The sequence below is a fragment of the Desulfobacula sp. genome (assembly GCF_014237455.1).
Taxonomy (GTDB): Bacteria; Desulfobacterota; Desulfobacteria; order Desulfobacterales; family Desulfobacteraceae; genus Desulfobacula.
Genome location: NZ_JABZFL010000030.1, coordinates 148,351 through 168,393 on the forward strand (window position 1 = coordinate 148,351; position 20,043 = coordinate 168,393).

At 42.6% G+C, this 20,043-nt stretch carries 19 protein-coding genes; 10 read left to right on the forward strand and 9 right to left on the reverse strand.

The features are described from left to right. The first annotated feature begins 61 nt into the window (after positions 1-61). A complete protein-coding gene (locus HGJ91_RS05075; RefSeq protein ID WP_291346617.1) occupies positions 62-547 on the forward strand; it encodes a response regulator in 486 nt (161 codons plus the stop codon). Positions 548-607: 60 nt separating this feature from the next. Here the strand turns inward: HGJ91_RS05075 and HGJ91_RS05080 are convergent, their stop codons facing one another. Next, on the reverse strand, positions 608-1,630 hold the full coding sequence (locus HGJ91_RS05080; protein ID WP_291346618.1) for a tRNA 4-thiouridine(8) synthase ThiI: 1,023 nt from the start codon (positions 1,628-1,630) through the stop codon (positions 608-610). Between the two features lie 13 nt (positions 1,631-1,643). On the opposite strand from HGJ91_RS05080, the gene nth reads away from it, so the two are divergent. Further along, on the forward strand, positions 1,644-2,279 hold the full coding sequence (gene nth / locus HGJ91_RS05085; protein WP_291346619.1) for an endonuclease III: 636 nt from the start codon (positions 1,644-1,646) through the stop codon (positions 2,277-2,279). Between the two features lie 15 nt (positions 2,280-2,294). Here the strand turns inward: nth and HGJ91_RS05090 are convergent, their stop codons facing one another. Genes HGJ91_RS05090 through HGJ91_RS05105 form a run of 4 tightly spaced genes read right to left on the reverse strand, consistent with a single transcriptional unit; the run spans position 2,295 to position 6,616 of the window. Then, entirely contained in the window at positions 2,295-2,678 is a 384-nt protein-coding gene (locus HGJ91_RS05090; RefSeq protein ID WP_291346620.1) for a hypothetical protein, read from the reverse strand. 47 nt (positions 2,679-2,725) lie between these two features. Continuing rightward, entirely contained in the window at positions 2,726-4,426 is a 1,701-nt protein-coding gene (locus tag HGJ91_RS05095; RefSeq protein WP_291346621.1) for an AarF/UbiB family protein, read from the reverse strand. A gap of 13 nt (positions 4,427-4,439) precedes the next feature. Beyond that, positions 4,440-4,748, reverse strand: coding sequence for a phasin family protein (locus HGJ91_RS05100; protein WP_291346622.1), 309 nt, complete (start codon positions 4,746-4,748; stop codon positions 4,440-4,442). A gap of 20 nt (positions 4,749-4,768) precedes the next feature. Continuing rightward, on the reverse strand, positions 4,769-6,616 hold the full coding sequence (locus HGJ91_RS05105; RefSeq protein WP_291346623.1) for an acyl-CoA dehydrogenase: 1,848 nt from the start codon (positions 6,614-6,616) through the stop codon (positions 4,769-4,771). 265 nt (positions 6,617-6,881) lie between these two features. Here HGJ91_RS05105 and HGJ91_RS05110 point away from each other — a divergent pair, with 265 nt between their 5' ends. The 8 genes from HGJ91_RS05110 (at position 6,882) to nfsA (ending at position 17,461) form a co-directional block, all read left to right on the forward strand. After that, the gene (locus HGJ91_RS05110) at positions 6,882-7,721 is read left to right on the forward strand and encodes an MBL fold metallo-hydrolase (RefSeq protein ID WP_291346624.1); all 840 of its coding nucleotides are present in this window, start codon (positions 6,882-6,884) and stop codon (positions 7,719-7,721) included. A 32-nt stretch (positions 7,722-7,753) separates the two neighbouring features. Further along, entirely contained in the window at positions 7,754-9,043 is a 1,290-nt protein-coding gene (locus HGJ91_RS05115; protein ID WP_291346625.1) for an MFS transporter, read from the forward strand. A 482-nt stretch (positions 9,044-9,525) separates the two neighbouring features. After that, complete coding sequence (locus tag HGJ91_RS05120; RefSeq protein ID WP_291346626.1) at positions 9,526-13,971, forward strand: FAD-dependent oxidoreductase; 4,446 nt, start codon at positions 9,526-9,528, stop codon at positions 13,969-13,971. After that, entirely contained in the window at positions 13,968-14,408 is a 441-nt protein-coding gene (locus HGJ91_RS05125; protein WP_291346627.1) for a hydrogenase iron-sulfur subunit, read from the forward strand. Before HGJ91_RS05120 ends, HGJ91_RS05125 begins: the two co-directional genes overlap by 4 nt. 40 nt (positions 14,409-14,448) lie before the next feature. Further along, positions 14,449-15,117 (forward strand): methylenetetrahydrofolate reductase C-terminal domain-containing protein, encoded by a 669-nt coding sequence (locus HGJ91_RS05130; protein WP_291346628.1) that lies wholly within the window; start codon positions 14,449-14,451, stop codon positions 15,115-15,117. Further along, positions 15,114-16,046 (forward strand): methylenetetrahydrofolate reductase, encoded by a 933-nt coding sequence (locus HGJ91_RS05135; RefSeq protein ID WP_291346629.1) that lies wholly within the window; start codon positions 15,114-15,116, stop codon positions 16,044-16,046. Before HGJ91_RS05130 ends, HGJ91_RS05135 begins: the two co-directional genes overlap by 4 nt. Before the next feature lie 130 nt (positions 16,047-16,176). Then, on the forward strand, positions 16,177-16,488 hold the full coding sequence (locus HGJ91_RS05140; RefSeq protein ID WP_291346630.1) for a YebG family protein: 312 nt from the start codon (positions 16,177-16,179) through the stop codon (positions 16,486-16,488). 241 nt (positions 16,489-16,729) lie between these two features. Continuing rightward, the gene (nfsA, locus tag HGJ91_RS05145) at positions 16,730-17,461 is read left to right on the forward strand and encodes an oxygen-insensitive NADPH nitroreductase (RefSeq protein WP_291346631.1); all 732 of its coding nucleotides are present in this window, start codon (positions 16,730-16,732) and stop codon (positions 17,459-17,461) included. A gap of 128 nt (positions 17,462-17,589) precedes the next feature. Here nfsA and HGJ91_RS05150 read toward each other — a convergent pair whose 3' ends face one another. The 4 genes from HGJ91_RS05150 to HGJ91_RS05165 form a co-directional block, all read right to left on the reverse strand. Continuing rightward, entirely contained in the window at positions 17,590-17,784 is a 195-nt protein-coding gene (locus HGJ91_RS05150) for a hypothetical protein (RefSeq protein WP_291346632.1), read from the reverse strand. 46 nt (positions 17,785-17,830) lie between these two features. Continuing rightward, on the reverse strand, positions 17,831-18,034 hold the full coding sequence (locus HGJ91_RS05155; RefSeq protein WP_291346633.1) for a cold-shock protein: 204 nt from the start codon (positions 18,032-18,034) through the stop codon (positions 17,831-17,833). 108 nt (positions 18,035-18,142) lie between these two features. Further along, complete coding sequence (locus tag HGJ91_RS05160) at positions 18,143-19,411, reverse strand: DEAD/DEAH box helicase (protein ID WP_291346634.1); 1,269 nt, start codon at positions 19,409-19,411, stop codon at positions 18,143-18,145. A gap of 89 nt (positions 19,412-19,500) precedes the next feature. Continuing rightward, positions 19,501-19,626, reverse strand: a complete 126-nt coding sequence (locus HGJ91_RS05165; protein WP_291346635.1) for a hypothetical protein — start codon at positions 19,624-19,626, stop codon at positions 19,501-19,503. Between the last annotated feature and the right edge of the window lie 417 nt (positions 19,627-20,043).

The following is a 20,043-nucleotide window of genomic DNA, read 5'->3' on the forward strand; positions in this document are numbered from 1 at the left end:
ATGGCGCACTGCACTAATTGCCATGACCCTTATCAAAACCTTTAATTGATCGGAAGAAAATATGTCAAATGTCAGCCTGGAAAACAAAAAGATTCTGATTGTTGATGATGAGCCGGATGTCCTTGATTCTTTGGAAGAATTGCTCGACATGTGTACACTAGTCAGGGCACAAAACTTTGAAGAAGCAAATCATTTTCTGAAGACCCAGAAATTTGATATGGCAATTCTTGATATCATGGGTGTTGACGGCTATCAGCTATTGGAAACCGCCACTAAGAAAGATGTTATAACAGTGATGCTTACAGCGCATGCACTCAGCCCGGATAATATTAAAAAATCCTATCTTGGGGGTGCCTGCTCATATATACCCAAAGAAGAAATGATCAATATTGAAACTTTTCTTATTGATGTACTGACGGCTAAAAAGGAAGGAAAAAATACCTGGACAAGCTGGTACACAAGGCTCGCATCATTTTGCGATGAAAAATTCGGGCCGGACTGGGACAAGGATGAAAAAGAATTTTGGGAAAAGATGATTTATTATTAAATTAATTATCAGCCATTTAAAGATGCTTAACCCCCTTTAAGCCAAGCTTAAAGGGGGTTTTTATATCATTAGATGTTTAAACTCCACCGCCTTGACTGTATCGACGCAGATAATGTCCTCATTTTTTTTTATGACCCTTATGTCTGTAGTTTCTCCCGGGTTTGATTTGGTATATCCGGCACAGATCATAGCTGCCGTTTGAATGTTTTTTGAGGTAGCATTTCCTGTAAGGATCACATCAGGGCCGGGTATTTTGGCATGTTTCAATAAAACATCTTTGTCTGTATTAAAATATTTGAGCAGATGTTTGTTGTCATCTTTAGACCGCCCTGCAATCACTTTTGTTTTTAAATCCAGCCTGAAGTGCCTTCCATGTTTTAAGAAGTACAGCTCTCTTTTATCAAACACTTTTTGAACAGTCATCAAGTCCCTGAGCCTATTAGAAAAAATTTTATCCGTTAAAAGACAACCACCGGCAGGAGATGGGTATTCTTTAATTCCAAAATCCTTTGCCATCTGCAGTTGAATTTTTCTTGATCTGCCTGAAATATCCAAAAGTTTTTTTCTGTCAACCAGGCCTTTTTGTTCGACAAGGGTTTCGGGCAATAGTTTTGCACACAAAGGTCTTAAAATCTGCCCGTCAAATCCTGAATTTTTTTCCACATACCGCAATGAATTTTTATTCTGGGATTTGGGCCTTTGGCCTAAGACTTCTCCACTGAACAGAAAATGAAAACCTTTGTTTTTAAGAATTTCACCCGCCTTGGAAAACATCAATGCATGACAGTCCATACAGGGATTCATGTTTTTCCCAAACCCGGCCCTGGGATTTTTCATCATTTCCATATAGTCATCTGTGATATCAAGTGTGATCAGCGGGATATTGGTTTGAATTGATGCTTTTTGGGCGGATTCAGATGAAAAAAAAGGGGTTTCAAAACAAATCCAGGTCACCTCAACTCCCTGGTGTTGAAGCAGCAGGGCGGACAGGATACTGTCCAATCCTCCGGAACAAAGGCCTAGACCCTTAACATGGCCTTTTCTTTGATTTTTAGTCTGGCTTGAGGTTTCGACAATCTTCATATATACCTGCTCTATGACATTAAACGCATCAAACATAAAAACAATTCTTGAAACATTAAGAGACAGGTACCCTGTTGTCAAGACCCAGCTTGAACATCAAACACCTTTTCAACTGCTCATTGCCACCATTATGTCTGCCCAATGCACAGATAACCAGGTGAATAAAGTATCAAAAAACCTGTTTGAAAAATATCCCGGTCCGGAAGATTTGAGCCATGCCCCTTTAAATGACATCAAACGAATCATCTATTCTACGGGCTTTTATAATAATAAAGCTAAAAATATTAAAGCCTGTGCTCTTGCAATTCTTAATGAGTATCAGGCAAAAGTACCGGAAGATATCAGCAAACTTATCAAGTTGCCGGGAGTGGGTAGAAAAACGGCCAATGTGGTGTTGTCGGCGGCCTTTGGTCACCAGACAATTGTTGTGGATACCCATGTGTTAAGAATTTCTCGAAGGCTTGGCCTGACGGAAAATCGTGACCCCGTAAAAGTTGAGTATGAATTAAGGCAGATCATACCCAAACCATCCTGGAGTGATTTGTCTTTGCAATTGATTTATTTTGGAAGAGACATCTGTGATGCCAGAAAACCGCTTTGTGAAGATTGCCCGTTATTTAAACTCTGTCTGACAAAAGGAAAGGGATAAAGTCTGTGAAATAATCTACGACTCTTTTTTTAGTTCCCAGAATTCACGGCTTTCTTTGAGGATATCATTGATATCATCATCCACTATATCGTCCCGGATAAGATCATCCATTTCAATTTCATTGTTTTCACTTTTCTGATCTCCTGTTTGATCTGATTCGGGAATATAATTGCCTTGCCTGTCAAACATGAAGCTACCGCTTAAATGAGTCTCAAAATCCAGTCTAAAGGCAATTTTATTATTATAAACAACTATTTCGCCTCTTTTGTATGAAAGGGCTGTCGCTGCCATCTTTTTTTTAAGAATCTCCTTGACCGCAGCTAGGTCTATGTCATCTTTTACGGCTTCGATCAGATTCTTTTCACCATTTTTGATAACATCCGGATCAGTAATTTTCATTGAATCCCCCTTTCTAATGTTTTTTTTGTTCTACGACCATTTTATTATCACAGTCGTCCTTTTTTAATGATGGCAACCAGCAGCCAGATTCCCATAACGGCAGCAGCAGTAAACCCTGCGATCCCGATCACGGACACCCCGAAAAGCATAGGCGGTGCTTTGGAATTAATGAGTACTGCCGATCCCAATATCAATGCGGCTATAATGATTGAAAAAGAAATCCTGTTGCTGGTCTGATCCTGAGTATTCAGCAGTTTATCAAGGCCTTCGATTTTCATATTGAAGGAGAGTTTTCCGGATTTTGCAAGACGCATGATCTCAACGGCATCTGTCGGGAAGAGCTGAAGTAATTTATAGGATTCCCTTGCAATTCCCATAAATTCTTTAGCGATCCTTGAAGGTTTGAACTTTCTGTATTTTGCAGCAGTTATATAAGGGATGGCATGGGAAAGCATATCAAATTCAGGATCAAGTTTTCTGGCAGTCCCTTCTATGGAGATAACCGCTTTTATCATCAGGAAAAAATCCGGGGGAATCCTGAGGTTATGGATGGCACTCAGTTCAAGAAACAGGGGCAGCATTTTTGCGGTTTTAATATCTTTTAATGCTTTTGAAAGGTGCATGGATACAAATAAAGACACATCCTTTTCAAGATGTGTGAGATCCGGCTGGATTTCGTATTCAGCCAGTTCACACAAGAGCCTTGCAGTGAGTTTAAAGTTATTTGTGGCAATACTGTGGATCAGATCTACAAATATCTCCCGGGTGGTTTGATCTACAAATCCGGTCATTCCAAAATCCACAGGGCAGATGCGGTTCTTTTCCATGAAAAAGATATTGCCGGGATGGGGATCTGCATGGAAAAACCCATATTCAAACACCTGCTTCATTATGAAGTCAGCACCCCGCCGGGTGAGCAGCTTTTTGTCAAGTCCGGCCAGTTCAATGGCCTCCACATCATCAGCTTTTATTCCCTTAATATACTCCATGGCCAGAACCCGTTCACTTGATTCGGCAAAATATACTTTGGGGATATAGATGGTTTTGTCATTTTTGAACTGATCGGCCATTTGTTCCATATTGGATGCTTCAATGGAGTAGTCCAGTTCTTTTTCAATGGTTTTGGCAAATTCTTCCACAATTTTGACCGGTTTAAAAGCAGCAACTTCTTCAATATTATTTTCCATGATGGAAGCCAGATGAAGCACAATTTCAAGATCTGTTTCAATGGTTTTCCGGATGCCGGGCCGCTGGATTTTTACAGCAATTTCATCATTGTGGTTAATCTGTGCTCTGTGAACCTGTCCAATGGAAGCACTGGCAAAAGGTGTTTCTTCTATTGAGTCAAAAATTTTGTCATGGGGCTTGCCAAATTCAGACGCAATAATGGTTTTTACATGTTCAAATTCAAAGGCAGGAACATGATCCTGCAGTTTTGAAAGTTCATTTAAAAGGTCAACCGGAATGAGGTCGGGACGGGAAGAAAGAACCTGGCCCATTTTGATAAACGTCGGGCCAAGTTCTTCAAACGCCATTCTGATCCGCTGGTTTTTGGAGAGTTTTTCAACTTTTTCATGCGGATTGACAAAAGGAATGAGCCCGAGACCGGATTCAATGTAACGGTCAATATTCATGGCATCAATGATGTTTTTAAACCCATACTTTAAAATGATGCCGATGATTTGCTGATACCGCCGAAGATGGCGGTATCGTTTACTCACTCTGCCAATATTTTTAATACTCAGCATAAAAGGTCACTGATCATTTATGCTGAGACAATTTTTCTGTAAGATTATCAATCCTGTCATTGAGTGCTTTAATATCGGATTTTGATGGAAGTTCCAGCTTTAAGAGTATTTTTTCAATGGTTTTTTCAATTTTCTTATCAAACCCGATCCTTGCATCTTCATACTTTTGCTGGCAGTCTTTTAGAAAATCTTTGGCCTCGTCCTGGTTCATTTTAGAATTTTTAGCAAATTCTTTTGCCAGGTCTTCGATTTCGCTTTTAGATCTCAATGCCAGCCCAACGCCTGTTAACATGCTTTTTTTAAGATACTCAAACATATTCATTTCACCCTCCAAGAAATAGTTTATTTTGATCCAAAAGAGACGGTGAGAATATCTTCTACACTGGTGTCTCCTTCCAGGATAGCATCCATCTTACCATAAGCTGATGGAAGAAGGGTATTAATAAAAAATTTAGCTGATTCAATCTGGCCTGCATAAAAGGCAGCATCCTTATTTTTCTCAGCCTTTGCAGCAACGGCTCCCTTTTTGAGACTGCCCACTTTTTTAGCCAGCTTGGGCGCGGCAATAGATGCTCTCCACAGATGCATCCATGCAAAGGTGACATCCCCGGTTACTTCAAGGAAGGGGTGGGCAAAGGCATAGGCATTCAGAGCTTTCTCAGATCTGGCTCTCTGACCGATTTCCCGGGCAAGGGCTTCAAGCCTTGATACGGCATGGTCAACCTTTTCAACCAGTCCCTCAATTCCTTCAATCCCTTTGGCCTCTTCAACAGTCTTTTTCATCAGGTCAATAAAGTATTGAAAGCTTTCGCCTTTATTCATGGAAAGTTTTCTGCCGATAAGATCCATTGCCTGGATACCGTTGGTGCCTTCATAAATCATGAAAATTCTTGAATCCCTCATCAATTGTTCAACAGGAAATTCACTGACATAGCCGTAGCCGCCGTAGACCTGTACGCCATGGGAACAGATTTCCAGGGCCTTATCTGTGATATATCCCTTAACAATAGGCGTTAAAACTTCAATCAATGCACTGGTATCGGCTTTAAGTTTTTCATCCTCTGTTACGTGGACAATATCAGAGCATTTACCATAATAATAGATCAACGATCGCATGCCTTCAGTAAAGACTTTCATGTTCAAAAGCTGACGCTTTACATCTGGATGCTGGATGATGGCAACATCTTTTGCCGCCGGGTCTTTCCCAGCGAGAAGATGCCTTCCCTGAACCCTGTTTCTGGCATAATCAAGGGCATACATATAAGAAGCAGATGCCACTGAAAATCCCTGCATGCCGACAAAGGCACGGGCTTCATTCATCATCTGGAACATTTCGGGCATGCCTTTGTTTTCTACCCCTAAAAGTGTACCGATACAGTCCCCTTTTTCTCCAAGGGAAAGAGAAGCTGTAGAATTACCATGGATTCCCATTTTATGCTCAAGTCCCGTACACACGACATTGTTGAAATCCCCTAGGCTGCCGTCCTCATTCACATGATACTTTGGAACCAGGAACAGCGAAATTCCTCTGGTGCCGGAAGGAGCTCCTTCAATTCTTGCCAATACCGGGTGGATGATATTATCGCACAGATCATGTTCTCCGGCAGAGATAAAAATTTTTGATCCCTGAATGGAATAGGTGCCGTCCTCATTTTTTGTTGCCGATGTCGTAAGCGCCCCCACATCAGACCCGGCTTCCGGCTCAGTTAAAAGCATGGTTCCGCCCCATTTGCCCGCAAACATTTTTTTTATATAAAGTTTTTTTTGTTCTTCATTACCAAAGGCTTCCACCAGCTTGGCCGCACCGTGTGTCATGCCGTAGTAGAGCATAAATGCTGAGTTGGCTCCCACCATGTATTCAAGGGCAGCACACCCGATAAGTTTTGGCATTCCCTGACCACCAACCTCAGGATCATCACACATAGCTAGCCATTCACCTTCACAATAGATGTCCCAGGCCCGTTTAAAGGATTCTGGAACCGTAACCTTTCCATTTTCAAGTTTGCATCCGATTTCATCCCCATCTTTAAATGTGGGAAGGATTTCTTTTATAGCCAGGTTTCTAGCTTCAGAAACTATCAGGTCTATTGTTTTTTTATTAAATTCTTCAAATAACTCATGTTCAACCATTCCGATCTGTTCATGCAAGACAAAATCGACATCTCGTCTGTCAGCGATAAGTTGTGCCATATAATTTATCTCCTTTTATATAATTGTTTCTAATATATTGAACTCCAACAGTATTTTCCTAAGCAAAATAAACAGAATTGTCAACCTGTGGACGTGAAAAAGTTTGATTACGTTTAACTATTTTTATAAATACTTAACAAATTCTTGGATTAAATGAGCTCATAAAAAGTATGAATTTTGAGATAATTGCGTTGCCTGAGTCAGATCAGCTTAAAAAATTGATTATTAGGTGGACGAAGAATTTATGTTGTGATACAGGAGAACGATGGATATTAAATGCTGGGGCTCAAGAGGATCTATATCTGTATCAGGAAAGCAATATCTCAAGTACGGAGGTGATACCACCTGCATCGAGGTTACTGCGAAATCGGGAGAAACGATTATTGTCGATGCAGGAACAGGTATCCGTCACATCGGCAATTCCTTTATTGAAAGCAACATCCCCCGGTATTATCTTCTATTTACCCACGTTCACTGGGACCATATTCTGGGATTTGTTTTTTTTAAGCCGCTTTTTTTCAATAAAGTTAAAATAATGATCCAGGATCGCAAATTTTCAGGCATCTGTACCAGGGATGTTTTAAATGAAGTGATGAAGCCGCCTTTTTTCCCCATCGGTTTAAAGGATTTGAAAGCAGATATCAAATTTGAAAAAGCATTGAATAATACTTTTTCTGTCGGTTCTATCAGGATAGAAACCATTCCGCTTAGCCATTCCGGTGATGGGCTGGGGTATAAATTTATTGAAGACGACAAATCGTTTGTGTTTTTAACGGATAATGAGCTGGGGTTTGATCATTCTGAAGGCATGGGGTTTGATGCGTATCTGAATTTTTCACGAAACGCGGATCTCTTGTTCCATGATGGAGAATACACTGAAGAGGAATATAAACGAAAGAAGGGGTGGGGGCATTCTTCGATTCAGGATGTCCTGAATCTTGCAGTAAGAGCCAATGTGAAAAAGCTTGGGTTGTTTCACCTGAACCAATATCGAACCGATGACCAGATGGATAAAATTATTAATGAGTGCCAGGCGGATCTGAAAAAGAAGAACTCGGTTCTTGATTGTTTCGCCGCTTCCTGCAATATGGCAATTCATCTTTAAAAATAAAAAATATAAAGTTTAAGTTATACCCCATGGAACAAATGTCAAAACGTTCTCTTTTACAAATTACCCGGACCATGCTGTCCTGGAAAATGATGGCCATGTTTTTTTTTGGATTCTCTTCCGGGTTTCCGTTTTATATTATCAAAGACGTATTAAAATTATGGATGACAGAGTCTGGTGTGGATCTTGCGACTATCGGTCTTTTTTCTGCTCTGGGTCTGCCGTATACCTTGAAATTTGTCTGGTCTCCTTTGATGGACGGATATGTGCCAAGGTTTTTAGGGCGGCGGCGGGGGTGGATACTTATCGCTCAGATAGGGCTTATGGTGAGTATCGCACTGATAGGACAATTCGACCCTTCAAAGTCGTTGTTCTGGATAGTTTTCATGGCATTGTGCATCAATTTTTTCGGGGCAAGCCAGGATATTGCCCTGGATGCATTCCGGCGTGAATATTTAACAAGCGATGAACTGGGGTTTGGCACCGGCGTCTGGATGAATGCATGGCGGCTTGGCATGTATGTCTCTATCGGAATCGCACTTCTTACAGAATTAAATATCAGTTGGGCCAGCATTCATATTATCCTGGCATTGATGATGGGAATTGGAATTTTAACCACTCTTTTTGTTCCTGAGCCAAAAGTCGATGCAGCACCACCGGTTTCAGTGAAAGAAGCGGTTATTGAGCCCTTTGTTGAATTTTTTAAACGCCACGGTGCTGTTCTTGTTCTTTTATTTATCCTGCTGTACAAAATCGGGGATAATATGGCCGGTGCCATGACAATTCCGTTTATACTCAAAATGGGGTTTTCCAAAACAGAATACTTTATCATTGTCAAAGGGATCGGAATGTTCGGGCTTTTTGGCGGGGTGATTTTGGGAGGATCTATCATGATCCGTCTTGGTATTGCCAAATCCTTATGGGTGTTTGGGATACTTCAGGCTATCTCCACAGCATTGTTTGCCATTATGGTTATGGTTGATCATACTTCCCTGATCTGGGTGGAGTACAGACAAGTTATTCTGGGGTGTATTATAGGGTTTGAATTTTTTTCCACAGGTCTTGGGCAGGCTGCTTATGCCACCTATATGGCGATACAGACCAATAAGCGGTTTACAGCGACCCAATATGCATTACTGACAAGTTTGATGGCTGTCCCGGGTGTTGTTGCAGCTTCTGCTACAGGATTTATGGCAAAATATCTGGGATGGGATGTGTTTTATTTTTTGTGTGCAATTATTGCAGTTCCGGGACTGCTGCTTTTGTTTAAAATTGCTCCCTGGAATGCAAGTAATGAAGAATTGGAGACAACCCATTGATTGGATATCGGAAATAGTGCTTGACAAAGAATAGCCTTTTTTTTACTTAAAAGCTGGAAAATAACAAAAGTTATAGATTTGTTTTATTAACCAGTCCGCTTTCCTTGAGAGGTGAAGGTTTTTGCATTATTGTGCAACCCAATTGCACTGATATAAATAGACTGACCGAAACAATCTATTGGTCAGATAGAGCTTATTGCAGAATGCCGGTTTCAGGCCCTGATAAGCATCAGACAGATGTTTTTCAGGGTGATCAAAGAACCGGTTTTTTTATATCGTCTTGCAAACCATTGATTTATAACCCTCTTATTCAAAGCGGGAAACCATATGAAGACCTGCTAAATTAAAAAAAAATTGATTATCAGGTTTTTTTGCCCGGATCATTGTTTGCACTATTGGGAATAATTCGGAAGGGGCAGGGTTCATAGCTTTAAGCGGTGAAGCTATTATAAAAAACGGTTAGGAGTTAGGAGGTTAAAATAATGACCCAAAATTCAACACCAAAGGAAGATCTTGCAGGTTCTGTCATGGTTCTTGGCGGCGGAATCGCGGGGATGCAGTCTGCTATTGATTTGGCCAATTCAGGTTACTATGTATATCTGGTTGAAAAATCTTATGCCATCGGCGGCATGATGGCACAGCTGGATAAGACGTTCCCGACCAATGACTGTACCATGTGAGTGATCTCACCCAAACTGGTCGAGGTCGGCCGGCATCTGAACATTGAGTTATTGACAAACACACAACTTCTTGAACTTGAGGGCGAAGAAGGAAATTTTACCGCCAGGGTGAAAGAAAATCCAAGGTTTGTTGATTTATTAAAGTGTACCTCCTGTGGAGAATGTACCAAGGTTTGTCCTGTGGAAGTACCCAGCGAACATAACCAGGGATTAGCCCCTCGAAAGGCTATTTTTAAGCAATATGAACAGGCCATACCGGGAGCGTATGGAATTTCCAAACGATCCACGGCTCCGTGTAAGGCTACTTGTCCGGCCCATGTGAGCATCCAGGGATTTATTGCCCTGATGAACCAGGGAAAGCATGCCGAAGCCTTGAAATTGTTTAAGCAAGAACATCCCTTTCCCGGATCCTGCGGCCGTGTCTGTCACCATCCTTGTGAATTAGAATGCACCAGAGGGGACGTTGATGAACCTGTTGCCATCCAATACCTTCACAGGTATCTGGCACAACTGGATCTTGATGGTGATGAAATTTTTATTCCTGAAGTTGCAGAAAAGCGCGATGAAAAAGTGGCCATTGTAGGGTCGGGTCCTGCAGGACTGACCACAGCCTATTATATGGCTCAAAAGGGATATGGAGTTACCATATTTGAAAAACTGCCCGTTAAAGGCGGCATGATGACAGTGGGTATTCCGGAGTACAGGCTGCCCAAAGCCGAGCTTGCAAAGGAAATTGAAGTGATTGAAAACCTGGGTGTTGAGATTCAAACCTCGGTTGAATTTGGCAAGGATGTTACCCTTCAAAGCCTTAAAGAAAATGGTTACAGCGCATTGTTTATGGCAACCGGTCTTCATGGCTCCCGCGGATTGGGCGTCAAGGGAGAAGATCTGGACGGGGTGATCAAAGGGGTTGATCTCCTGAGAGATGCAGCCCTTGGCAAAGCTGAAAAGATTAGCGGCAGGGTCATGGTAATCGGCGGTGGTAATGTGGCGGTTGACGTTGCCCTCACAGCCAGGAGGCTGGGAGCCGATGATGTGACCATGGTCTGTCTTGAAAAACGTGATGAAATGCCTGCCTGGGATTATGAGATTGAAGAAGCCCTTGAAGAAAAGGTTAAAATTGTCAACAGTCTTGGACCCTTAAGATTTATTGGTATAGACGGAAAGGTTGATGAAATTGAATTTCAGGAATGTACATCTGTATTTGATGAAAATGGCAGATTTAATCCCCAGTATGATGACTGCAAATTAACCTCCTATGAAACAGACATTGTCATTGTGGCCATCGGTCAGATGGGAGAGCTTGAGTTTGCGGACAAGGAAGGCATTGCGTTAACCCCGCCCGGCGGACTTGAGGCGGATTCTGTTACTTTGCAGACCCCCATCGACTGGGTGTTCGCAGGGGGTGATGCGTTTTACGGACCCAAATCGGTTGTGGATGCCATTGCCAGTGGGAAGACCGCAGCAGAAAGTATGCACCGGTTCATCAATGGCGAAGATTTGAATGAAGGCCGGGAAAAGTCCTGGGACTTTGAAAAACCCGATATTTTTGATGTGCCCCGAATTGAACGGGCAAAACCTTCCAAAATAAGTGTGGCTGAAAGAGAAGGTAATTTCAAGGAAGTGACCCTGGATCTTGCCAGAGAGGCCATTGAAAGAGAAGCGGCCCGTTGTCTTTCCTGCGGGATCTGTTCGGAATGCTACCAATGCGTGGACGTCTGTCTGGCAGAAGCGATCAACCATGAGGAACAGCCCAAAATAAGAGATCTGAATGTGGGATCCGTCATACTGGCAAGTGGTGCCAAAGCCTATGATCCTTCAGGGCTAGATGATATTTATATGTACAAGAGATCGCAAAATGTTATGACATCTCTTGAGTTTGAAAGAATTTTAAGTGCCGGTGGTCCTACCTTGGGGCATCTTGTCAGACCTTCCGATGAAAAAGAACCTGAAAAGATTGCTTTTCTCCAGTGTATTGGTTCACGGGATACCAATAAATGCGGCAATGGTTATTGTTCATCAGTCTGCTGCATGTATGCCATTAAGGACGCCATGATTGCAAAAGAGCATTCCGAAAAGGAACTGGATGCGGCCATATTTAATATGGATATGCGGACCTTTGGCAAGGATTATGAAAAGTATTATAACAGGGCTGCAGAACAGGACGGTGTAAGGTTTGTAAAATCAAGAATCCATTCTGTGGTTGAAGAACCCGGAACAGATAATCTTATTCTTAATTATGCCGATGAAGAAGGTAAGATGCACAAGGAAATTTTTGACATTGTCATTCTTTCCGTGGGTCTTGAGATCCCGCAAGAAAGTATTGAGCTTGCCGAAAGGATTGATGTTGATCTGGATAAGTATAATTTTGTTAAAACTCCCACATTCAACCCCTTAAGCACCTCCCGTCCCGGAGTATATGTATCGGGCTCTTTTCAGGGTCCAAAGGATATTGCTTCTTCTGTGGCGGAAGCAAGCGGTTCTGCTGCAGCAGCCGGAATGAAGCTTGCCCCGGTTCGTTATACCCGTACAAAAATACTTAGTATGCCGGAAGAAAGAGATGTCCTGGGTGAAGAACCGAGGATCGGGGTGTTTGTCTGCAAGTGCGGTATTAATATTGCCGGGGTGATCGATGTTGAGGATGTTGAAAATTATGCCAAAACCCTTCCCAATGTCGTCTATACCGGTGAAAACCTTTTTACCTGTTCTCAGGATACCCAGGTCAGCATAAAAGAACTCATTGATGAGCATCAGCTAAACCGTGTTGTTGTGGCATCCTGTACCCCTAAAACCCATGAAGGCATTTTTATGGATACCTTAGAGGAGGCAGGTTTAAATAAATATCTTTTTGAAATGGCAAATATCAGAAACCAGGGCTCATGGATGCATTTTCACGAACCCCAAAAAGCAACTGAAAAAGCCAAGGATCTGGTTCGAATGGCAGTGGCAAGGGTTGCAACCCTGAGACCGCTTCATGATAAACAGATCACAGTGATTGACAAGGCCCTTGTTATTGGCGGCGGTATTGCAGGTATGAATGCTGCCAAAGTATTGGCTGATCAAGGCTATGAAGTTACTCTGGTTGAAAAGGAAAACAGCCTTGGCGGCCTTGGAAACAAGCTGCATCATACCATTGAAGGCGACGATATCAGGGCCTATGTGAAAGACCTTGTTTCAGCGGTTGAGAATCATGACAAGATAGATGTACTTAAACAGACGTTGATTGTTGGATTCGAAGGCTACAAAGGCAATTTCAAAACCACCGTCCTTGTGGGCCCGTCAATGGAAGAAAGAAAAATTGACCATGGTGTCATGATTGTGGCAACCGGTGCAACAGAATACCAGCCCAAAGAATTCCTTTATAATGAAAGTGAAGCGGTTGTCACCCAGATTGAACTTACCGATATGATTGAGGAGAATAAGGCTGAGGCGCTTGACCGTGTCATCATGATTCAATGCGTGGGATCAAGAAACGAAGAGAATCCGAATTGTTCACGGATCTGCTGCCAGAGTGCCGTCAAGAATGCCATTGCCCTGAAAGAACAGGATGCTGATACGGATGTTTTCATTCTCTACAGGGATATGAGAATGTATTCCATGCTTGAAGAATATTACACAAAGGCAAGGAATCTCGGTGTGATTTTTTCACGGTTTGATCCTGAAAATCAGCCTGAGGTGGCCAATGGCGAAAACGGCAAAATGACGGTTACTTTCACTGATCATGTTCTGGGACAGAAAATAGAAGCCAGTGCGGATCTTGTTGTATTAAGCGCAGGTGTCAAAGCGGCTGATACGGAAGAACTGTCAAGCATTATTAAGGCCAATAGGAATCCTGAAGGTTTTTTTATGGAAGCCCATGTGAAACTTAAACCGGTTGAAGCGCTCACTGAAGGTGTTTTCATTTGCGGTACGGCCCACGGACCAAAATTGATTTCTGAAACCATTGCCCAGGCACTGGCAGCCGCATCAAGGGCCACCACGTTCCTTTCCCAGGAATACCTGACCCTGTCTGCAGTGACAGCCGAAGTAATACAGGAAAATTGTGCATCCTGTCTTGTTTGCGTCAGGTCCTGTCCATATAATGTGCCGGTCATTAATGAAATGGGTGTCAGTTATATTGATCCGGCCCTTTGCCAGGGATGTGGTGTGTGCGCATCCGAATGCCCTGCTAAAACAATAAAATTTAACTGGTATGAAGATGAACAATTGCTCAGCAAGGTGGACACTTTGCTGGAGGGGGTAATATGAAAAATGATTTTCAACCTGTGATTTTGGCATTCTGCTGTAATTACTGAGGATATTCAGCTGCGGACCTGGCAGGTTCCATGAGAATGAAGATCCCGACAAATTTTAGGATTGTTCGTGTCCCCTGTACTGGAAGGGTTGATGTTATTCATATTTTAAGAGCCTTTGAGAAAGGGGCTGACGGCGTATATGTGGTCGGTTGCATGGAAGGGGATTGCCACTATAATGAGGGGAATTTCAGAGCCAGAAAGCGAGTTGAGCAGGCAGCTATTATTCTTGATAAGATCGGCGTGGGAGGAGAGCGGGTTAAAATGTTCAATCTTTCAGCCGGCGATGGTCCTTTGTTTGCCCAGTATTCCATTGAAATGGATACCAAGATAAAGGAACTTGGTCCCTCTCCTATCCGGTTGGCAAAACAGAACAAAAAAGATGCAGCTTAAGAGATAAAATATAATTAACAGCTTAATATGAGGTTGGCTTATGATAATAGCAGAGAAAAAACCCATTGAAGAGATCATTGATGAAGTAAAAGATTTCAGCAGAATCCTGATACTCGGGTGTAACGAGTGTGTAACGGTTTGTGAAGCAGGCGGTAAAAAAGAAGTGGAAATTTTGGCGTCGGCATTAAGAATGTATTTTATCAATAAGAATGATGAAAAAGTGATTGATGAAAGAACCCTGGAGCGTCAGTGTGATCATGAATACCTGGAAGAACTTCGAAGCAGTATTGATGATTATGATGCCATTGTTTCTCTTGCCTGCGGCGTGGGTGTGCAGTTTGCCGCGGAGAAGTATCTGACGACCCCCTTAATTCCCGGGGTGAATACGGTCTGTCTGGGTGCCAATGAAGACAGAGGACTCTGGACGGAAAGATGTCAGGCCTGCGGCTCATGTGTGCTGGCTAGGACCGGAGGGATCTGTCCGGTTTCAAGGTGTGCCAAAAGAGTGCTCAATGGTCCCTGCGGCGGCTCAACAAATGGTAAATGTGAAATCAGCAAAGATGTTGACTGTGCCTGGCAGCTTATTTTAGACCGGTTAAAAGCATTGGATAAAATGGATGACTATGAGAAAATCGCACCGATTAAGGATTGGTCAACAGACAGGGCGGGCGGTCCAAGAACAGTCACCAGGGAGGATGTAAAGATATGAGCAATCTAAATACGGCAAGCAATCTGGAAAAAGTATTAAAAGCGGGACACATTGGTGTCACTTCCGAATGCGGGCCTCCAAGGGGAAGTGATGCGGATGAGGTCAAGGAAAAGGGTGCGTTGATAAGAGATTATGTGGATGCTATCAATGTTACGGACAATCAGACTGCCATGACAAGAATGTCTTCTCTTGCAGCATGTGTGCATCTCAAACTCATGGGCATTGAGCCGGTTCTGCAGATGGTAACACGGGACAGAAACAGGGTGGCGCTCCAAAGTGATATTCTGGGTGCCGCCTCTTTTGATATTCCGAACATGCTGTGTCTGTCTGGAGATCACCAGAGTTTTGGTGACTGTGCACAAGGCCAGAACGTTCATGACCTTGATTCCATGCAATTGGTTCAGACGGTTCGATATATGCGGGATGAAGGAAAGTTTCTCGGTGGAGACGATATTAAACGCCCGCCAAAAATATTTGTGGGGGCTGCAGCCAACCCCTTTGCCGATCCGTTTGAAATAAGGGTACCGCGTCTGGCCAAAAAGATTGCCTGTGGAGCTGAATTCATCCAGACCCAGTGTATTTATAACCTGGATAAGTTTAAAGAATGGATCAGAATAGCAGCTGACAGAGGACTGACCGAAAAGACCTTTGTCATGGCAGGCATGACCCCTATGAAATCTGTGGGTATGGCCAAGTACATGAAAAACAGAGTGCCGGGTATGGATGTACCCGAGGAGATTATCGCTCGCCTGGCAGGCGTTGACAAAAGCAAGCAGGCCCAGGAGGGTATTGATATCTGTGTGGAGCATATCCAGGAACTCAAGGAAATAAAAGGCGTTTCAGGATTTCACATCATGGCCATAGAGTGGGAAGAAAAAGTTCCTGAAATAGTAGAAAGAGCCGGACTTTATCCAAGACCGGAAGTATAGTCAACACCCGTCAGAAGAGCTTTAAAGGATACAGGTTTAAAGGAAAATCCCTTTACCTGTATCCTTTTTTATATTAAGATCGCATAATATTTTTTTTTATAATTACTCTTGTATGACCTAAGGAGATAAGATGGCTGTAATCGTAAAGTATATCGTTGTCAGGAATGGAGAGGAAAAGATGACATTTGCGACAAAAAAAGAAGCTGACGCCTATGATAAAATGCTTGATATTGCCGACAATTTGTTTGAATTTCTGGAAAGTTCAAAAATTAAGCTTAATGAGAACCAACTTGAGGACATCTCTCTGTTACTGGCAGAAAAAAGGGATAAACTGATGCCCATTTTAAGAGGGATCAAGCCAAAGAAAAAAGCCGCTAAAAAACCGGAACAAAAAGTCGGAACAAAAGAGAGTACGCCCAAAAAAGCCAAAGGAAAAAAATAGCGGCCAGCATCTTATTGTAAGTTTAATTCCATTGCTATCTGTTACCGAACCCGCTTTATTGCAGTTTTCGTTAGAGAAGACAGAGCACCTTTCGGGGCACGGATAAGAAGTAAAGCGGGTGCATTATGAAGGATAAAATCTCTGCCTTTTTCTGTATTTTTCGTGTAACTTAAGGATAAACTCGTCACTAATGAAAGAGAGTTATCAGAGGGACTAAAATCAATAAAGGAGCATAAATAATATGAATCAGGTTATTAATCTGTTGAAAAATCATCGCTCAATTCGGAAGTTTAAACCGGAATCCGTCAGCAATGAAAAGGTGCATGCCATTATTGAAGCGGCCGGCTGGGCGTCCACATCAAATTTCATTCAGGCCTATACGGTTATCCGTGTGAAAAACAAGGAAACACGAAAACAGATTGCTGAACTTGCAGGCCCCCAGCCCTGGGTAGAAGCAAGTCCGCTGTTCCTCGTGTTCTGTGCTGACTTAAAGAGATCTCAGGGTGCCTGTATGCATGAAAACAAAGAGATGGTATCAGGTTTTACCGAGCAGTTTATCATTGCCACAGTGGATGTGTCACTTGCAGCTCAAAATGCTATGATTGCAGCGGAATCGCTGGGTCTTGGTGGTGTTTTTATTGGCGGCATCCGGAATGATCCCGAAAAAGTCTGCCAGCTTCTGAAGATTCCTGATCATGTTTACCCGGTTTTCGGCATGTGTCTTGGATACCCGGATGAAAAACAGGAACAGAAACCAAGGCTGCCGGTCAATATGGTTCTGAAGGAAGATGATTACCAGGAGGAGAATTCGGATTTGAAAAAATACAATGAAATCTGTCGTGACTATTACCAAAACCGTTCCACCTCTTCCAGAGAGGATACATGGACAAGCCAGATATCAGTCATGATGAGTAAGCCCGCACGCCCTCATATGAAAGCGTTCCTGGAGAAAAGAGGATTTGAGTTTAAATAAAACAGATTAAAACAATTGATATTTGTACCCCAATAGACATAAGAGGGACTCTTCAAAAATTAATTATATCAAAATCGATAGCTCGCTGTCCCAGATCTGTTTGTATCAACACTCTTAAGCAAAACAATTTACTCTTCAGAAGGAGCTGTGTCCTTATTTTCCTCGACAGTCGTTTTTTGTCTCTCCAACTTGCGTTGCTTTTTTTCTTCTTTTTTCTTTTTCTTTGCCAATTCTTTTTGGCGCTTTTCAAATGAATAGTTTGGTTTGAACATGGACAAATCCTTATTAATACTTTGTGTTTTACCTAAAAAAGACTGCGGCAAAAAAGGACCCTGCAGATTGCAGGGTCCTCAAAATGCGTATGCCAGTTTACTGCTGGACAACATTCTCTGCTGCAGGCCCTTTAGGACCATCAACAACATTAAAGGTTACCCGTGCACCTTCCGTTAAGGATTTGAATCCCTCGGACTGAATTGCGGAATGATGAACAAATAAATCTTTGCCGCCATCATCCTGTTCGATAAAACCAAAACCTTTTGCATCGTTAAACCATTTTACTGTTCCTTCAGCCATCTTGTATTACTCCTTTGTAATCAGTTCCTTAGGGGGAACCACTTTGTTATATTGCCGAAGCATCATTTGATACATCGACTGGCAAGTCTGGGTATCCAGACAAATTTCTTATTGACGAGTTGCTCTGTTTCTGCTGGCAGCCAGGGAAAAAATACTGCTACGCTGATTTCTGGCTCGCCCGCTTGAAGCTGGTTTTTTTCCTCCCGGCATTGGTCGTGAAAAGCGTTGCCTTTTTTCTTCAACCACAGTCTCTTTGGGCTCCCAGGCAAAACCAGGGGTTTTCTGGCGACGCATCTTTTTTCCCAGATTCCGCTCTATGAGTGAAATTATTTTGCTGTCTTCCTGACCGGCAAAAATAAATGCCTGACCGGTTCGTTCTGCGCGTCCGGTACGCCCAGTACGGTGGGTGTATGCTTCGGTTGTATCCGGGACATCATAGTTGATGACATGGGAAATCCCTTTCACATCAATCCCCCGTGCGGCAATATCGGTGGCTACCAGGATCTTGAATGTACCATTCTTAAAACCGTTCAGTGCCTTCTGGCGTTTTGGCTGGGAAAGATTGCCTTGAATTGAAGCAGCTTGATAGCCCGCTTTTTGCAGTATCAGAGCCAGGCTTTTTGCCTTGTGTTTGGTTCGGGTAAAAACCAGGGTACTCTTCATTTTTTCTTCTTGAATAATGGTCTTAAGCAAAGAGGTCTTCTGTTCTTTTGCAACCTGAAACAGGACATGAGAAATTGCGCGAACCGGCTTTGTATGATTGATTTGTACTATTGCCGGATTTATCAATATATTTTCCGCCAGGTGACGGATTTCCTTAGGCATGGTGGCAGAAAAAACAAGGGATTGACGCTTTAAGGGCAGCTGTTTGATAATCCTGCGGATATCAGGTAGAAATCCTTTGTCAAACATATGGTCTGCCTCATCAAGAACCAGCGCTTCAACAGCCTTCAAAGAAAAAGCCCGGTCATTAAGCAGATCCAGCAATCGACCCGGGCAGGCAACAATAATTTCCACGCCGCTTCGGATTGCTTTGATCTGGGGTTGCTTACCCACACCACCATAAATGGAGATACTCCGCAAACCGGTTTTTTGTGCCATTTTGGTGATATCTGCATGGATCTGTTCTGCCAACTCCCTTGTGGGTGCTACGATTAACGCCCGCACTTTTTTTCGGGGGCCGTCCAGCAACCGCTGAATTAGGGGCAGTGCAAAAGCTGCAGTCTTTCCAGTCCCGGTCTGGGCAAGACCAAGGATATCTCTGCCGTCAAGTATTGGAGGAATAGCCTCTTTCTGGATCGGGGTGGGAAGTGTATAGCCGCAGGCAGCGATGCCAGCTTCTATCTTAGGGTCAAACTTAAAATTTTTAAAACTCATTAATACTCCTATGTATTACGTAATGATCTACCAGGTCATTGGCCCGGTTGAAAGATCTGCGGATCCATTAGAATCCGTTTATTATTCTTTTATTTAGTTTTATGGAAAATGATTGAATCGATTATACTGAGGGCACCAAAGGCAATCGGCAGATCACCGCCCGAGTTAGTATCTGTTAAGACATGATAAGGGGTTATACTATAAAATGTCATCATCGTTTCTCCTGTTTATTGAATCAGCAGAAACTTCGGCGGCAACAAACGATGTTTTTAAACAACGAGGTTAACGAGGAAAACCTTGAAGGAAAATTTGATTCTATCTAAATATAATTAGATAGTATACATGAATGTATAGAAATTGCAATGAAATAAAAAGAAAGTCGCTAAACCTGCCAAGGATCAAAACTCAAGGATACTTACATTATCCTTGGCACAATAAAAAGCCAATATTCAAATAAAGTCTTGAAGTCTGCTAAATTACCAACCCCAACATATGGGGGATAGGGTCAGTCCTGTAAATTTAATTTTTTATATAACAGCATGAATCGTGAGAATATTCTGTCAAAATTCTTGTCATTCTACCATATCTCCAATAAGGTTGAATATCAGTTTAAGATTTTGACTCTACTTGAG

Bases quoted from the DNA above. Each gene is read 5' to 3' on its own strand.
- HGJ91_RS05075 (WP_291346617.1), top strand. From the start codon at position 62: ATGTCAAATGTCAGCCTGGAAAACAAAAAGATTCTGATTGTTGATGAT.
- HGJ91_RS05080 (WP_291346618.1), bottom strand. From the start codon at position 1,630: ATGAAGATTGTCGAAACCTCAAGCCAGACTAAAAATCAAAGAAAAGGC.
- nth (WP_291346619.1), top strand. From the start codon at position 1,644: ATGACATTAAACGCATCAAACATAAAAACAATTCTTGAAACATTAAGA.
- HGJ91_RS05090 (WP_291346620.1), bottom strand. From the start codon at position 2,678: ATGAAAATTACTGATCCGGATGTTATCAAAAATGGTGAAAAGAATCTG.
- HGJ91_RS05095 (WP_291346621.1), bottom strand. From the start codon at position 4,426: ATGCTGAGTATTAAAAATATTGGCAGAGTGAGTAAACGATACCGCCAT.
- HGJ91_RS05100 (WP_291346622.1), bottom strand. From the start codon at position 4,748: ATGAATATGTTTGAGTATCTTAAAAAAAGCATGTTAACAGGCGTTGGG.
- HGJ91_RS05105 (WP_291346623.1), bottom strand. From the start codon at position 6,616: ATGGCACAACTTATCGCTGACAGACGAGATGTCGATTTTGTCTTGCAT.
- HGJ91_RS05110 (WP_291346624.1), top strand. From the start codon at position 6,882: ATGGATATTAAATGCTGGGGCTCAAGAGGATCTATATCTGTATCAGGA.
- HGJ91_RS05115 (WP_291346625.1), top strand. From the start codon at position 7,754: ATGGAACAAATGTCAAAACGTTCTCTTTTACAAATTACCCGGACCATG.
- HGJ91_RS05130 (WP_291346628.1), top strand. From the start codon at position 14,449: ATGATAATAGCAGAGAAAAAACCCATTGAAGAGATCATTGATGAAGTA.
- HGJ91_RS05135 (WP_291346629.1), top strand. From the start codon at position 15,114: ATGAGCAATCTAAATACGGCAAGCAATCTGGAAAAAGTATTAAAAGCG.
- HGJ91_RS05140 (WP_291346630.1), top strand. From the start codon at position 16,177: ATGGCTGTAATCGTAAAGTATATCGTTGTCAGGAATGGAGAGGAAAAG.
- nfsA (WP_291346631.1), top strand. From the start codon at position 16,730: ATGAATCAGGTTATTAATCTGTTGAAAAATCATCGCTCAATTCGGAAG.
- HGJ91_RS05155 (WP_291346633.1), bottom strand. From the start codon at position 18,034: ATGGCTGAAGGAACAGTAAAATGGTTTAACGATGCAAAAGGTTTTGGT.
- HGJ91_RS05160 (WP_291346634.1), bottom strand. From the start codon at position 19,411: ATGAGTTTTAAAAATTTTAAGTTTGACCCTAAGATAGAAGCTGGCATC.
- HGJ91_RS05165 (WP_291346635.1), bottom strand. From the start codon at position 19,626: ATGATGACATTTTATAGTATAACCCCTTATCATGTCTTAACAGATACT.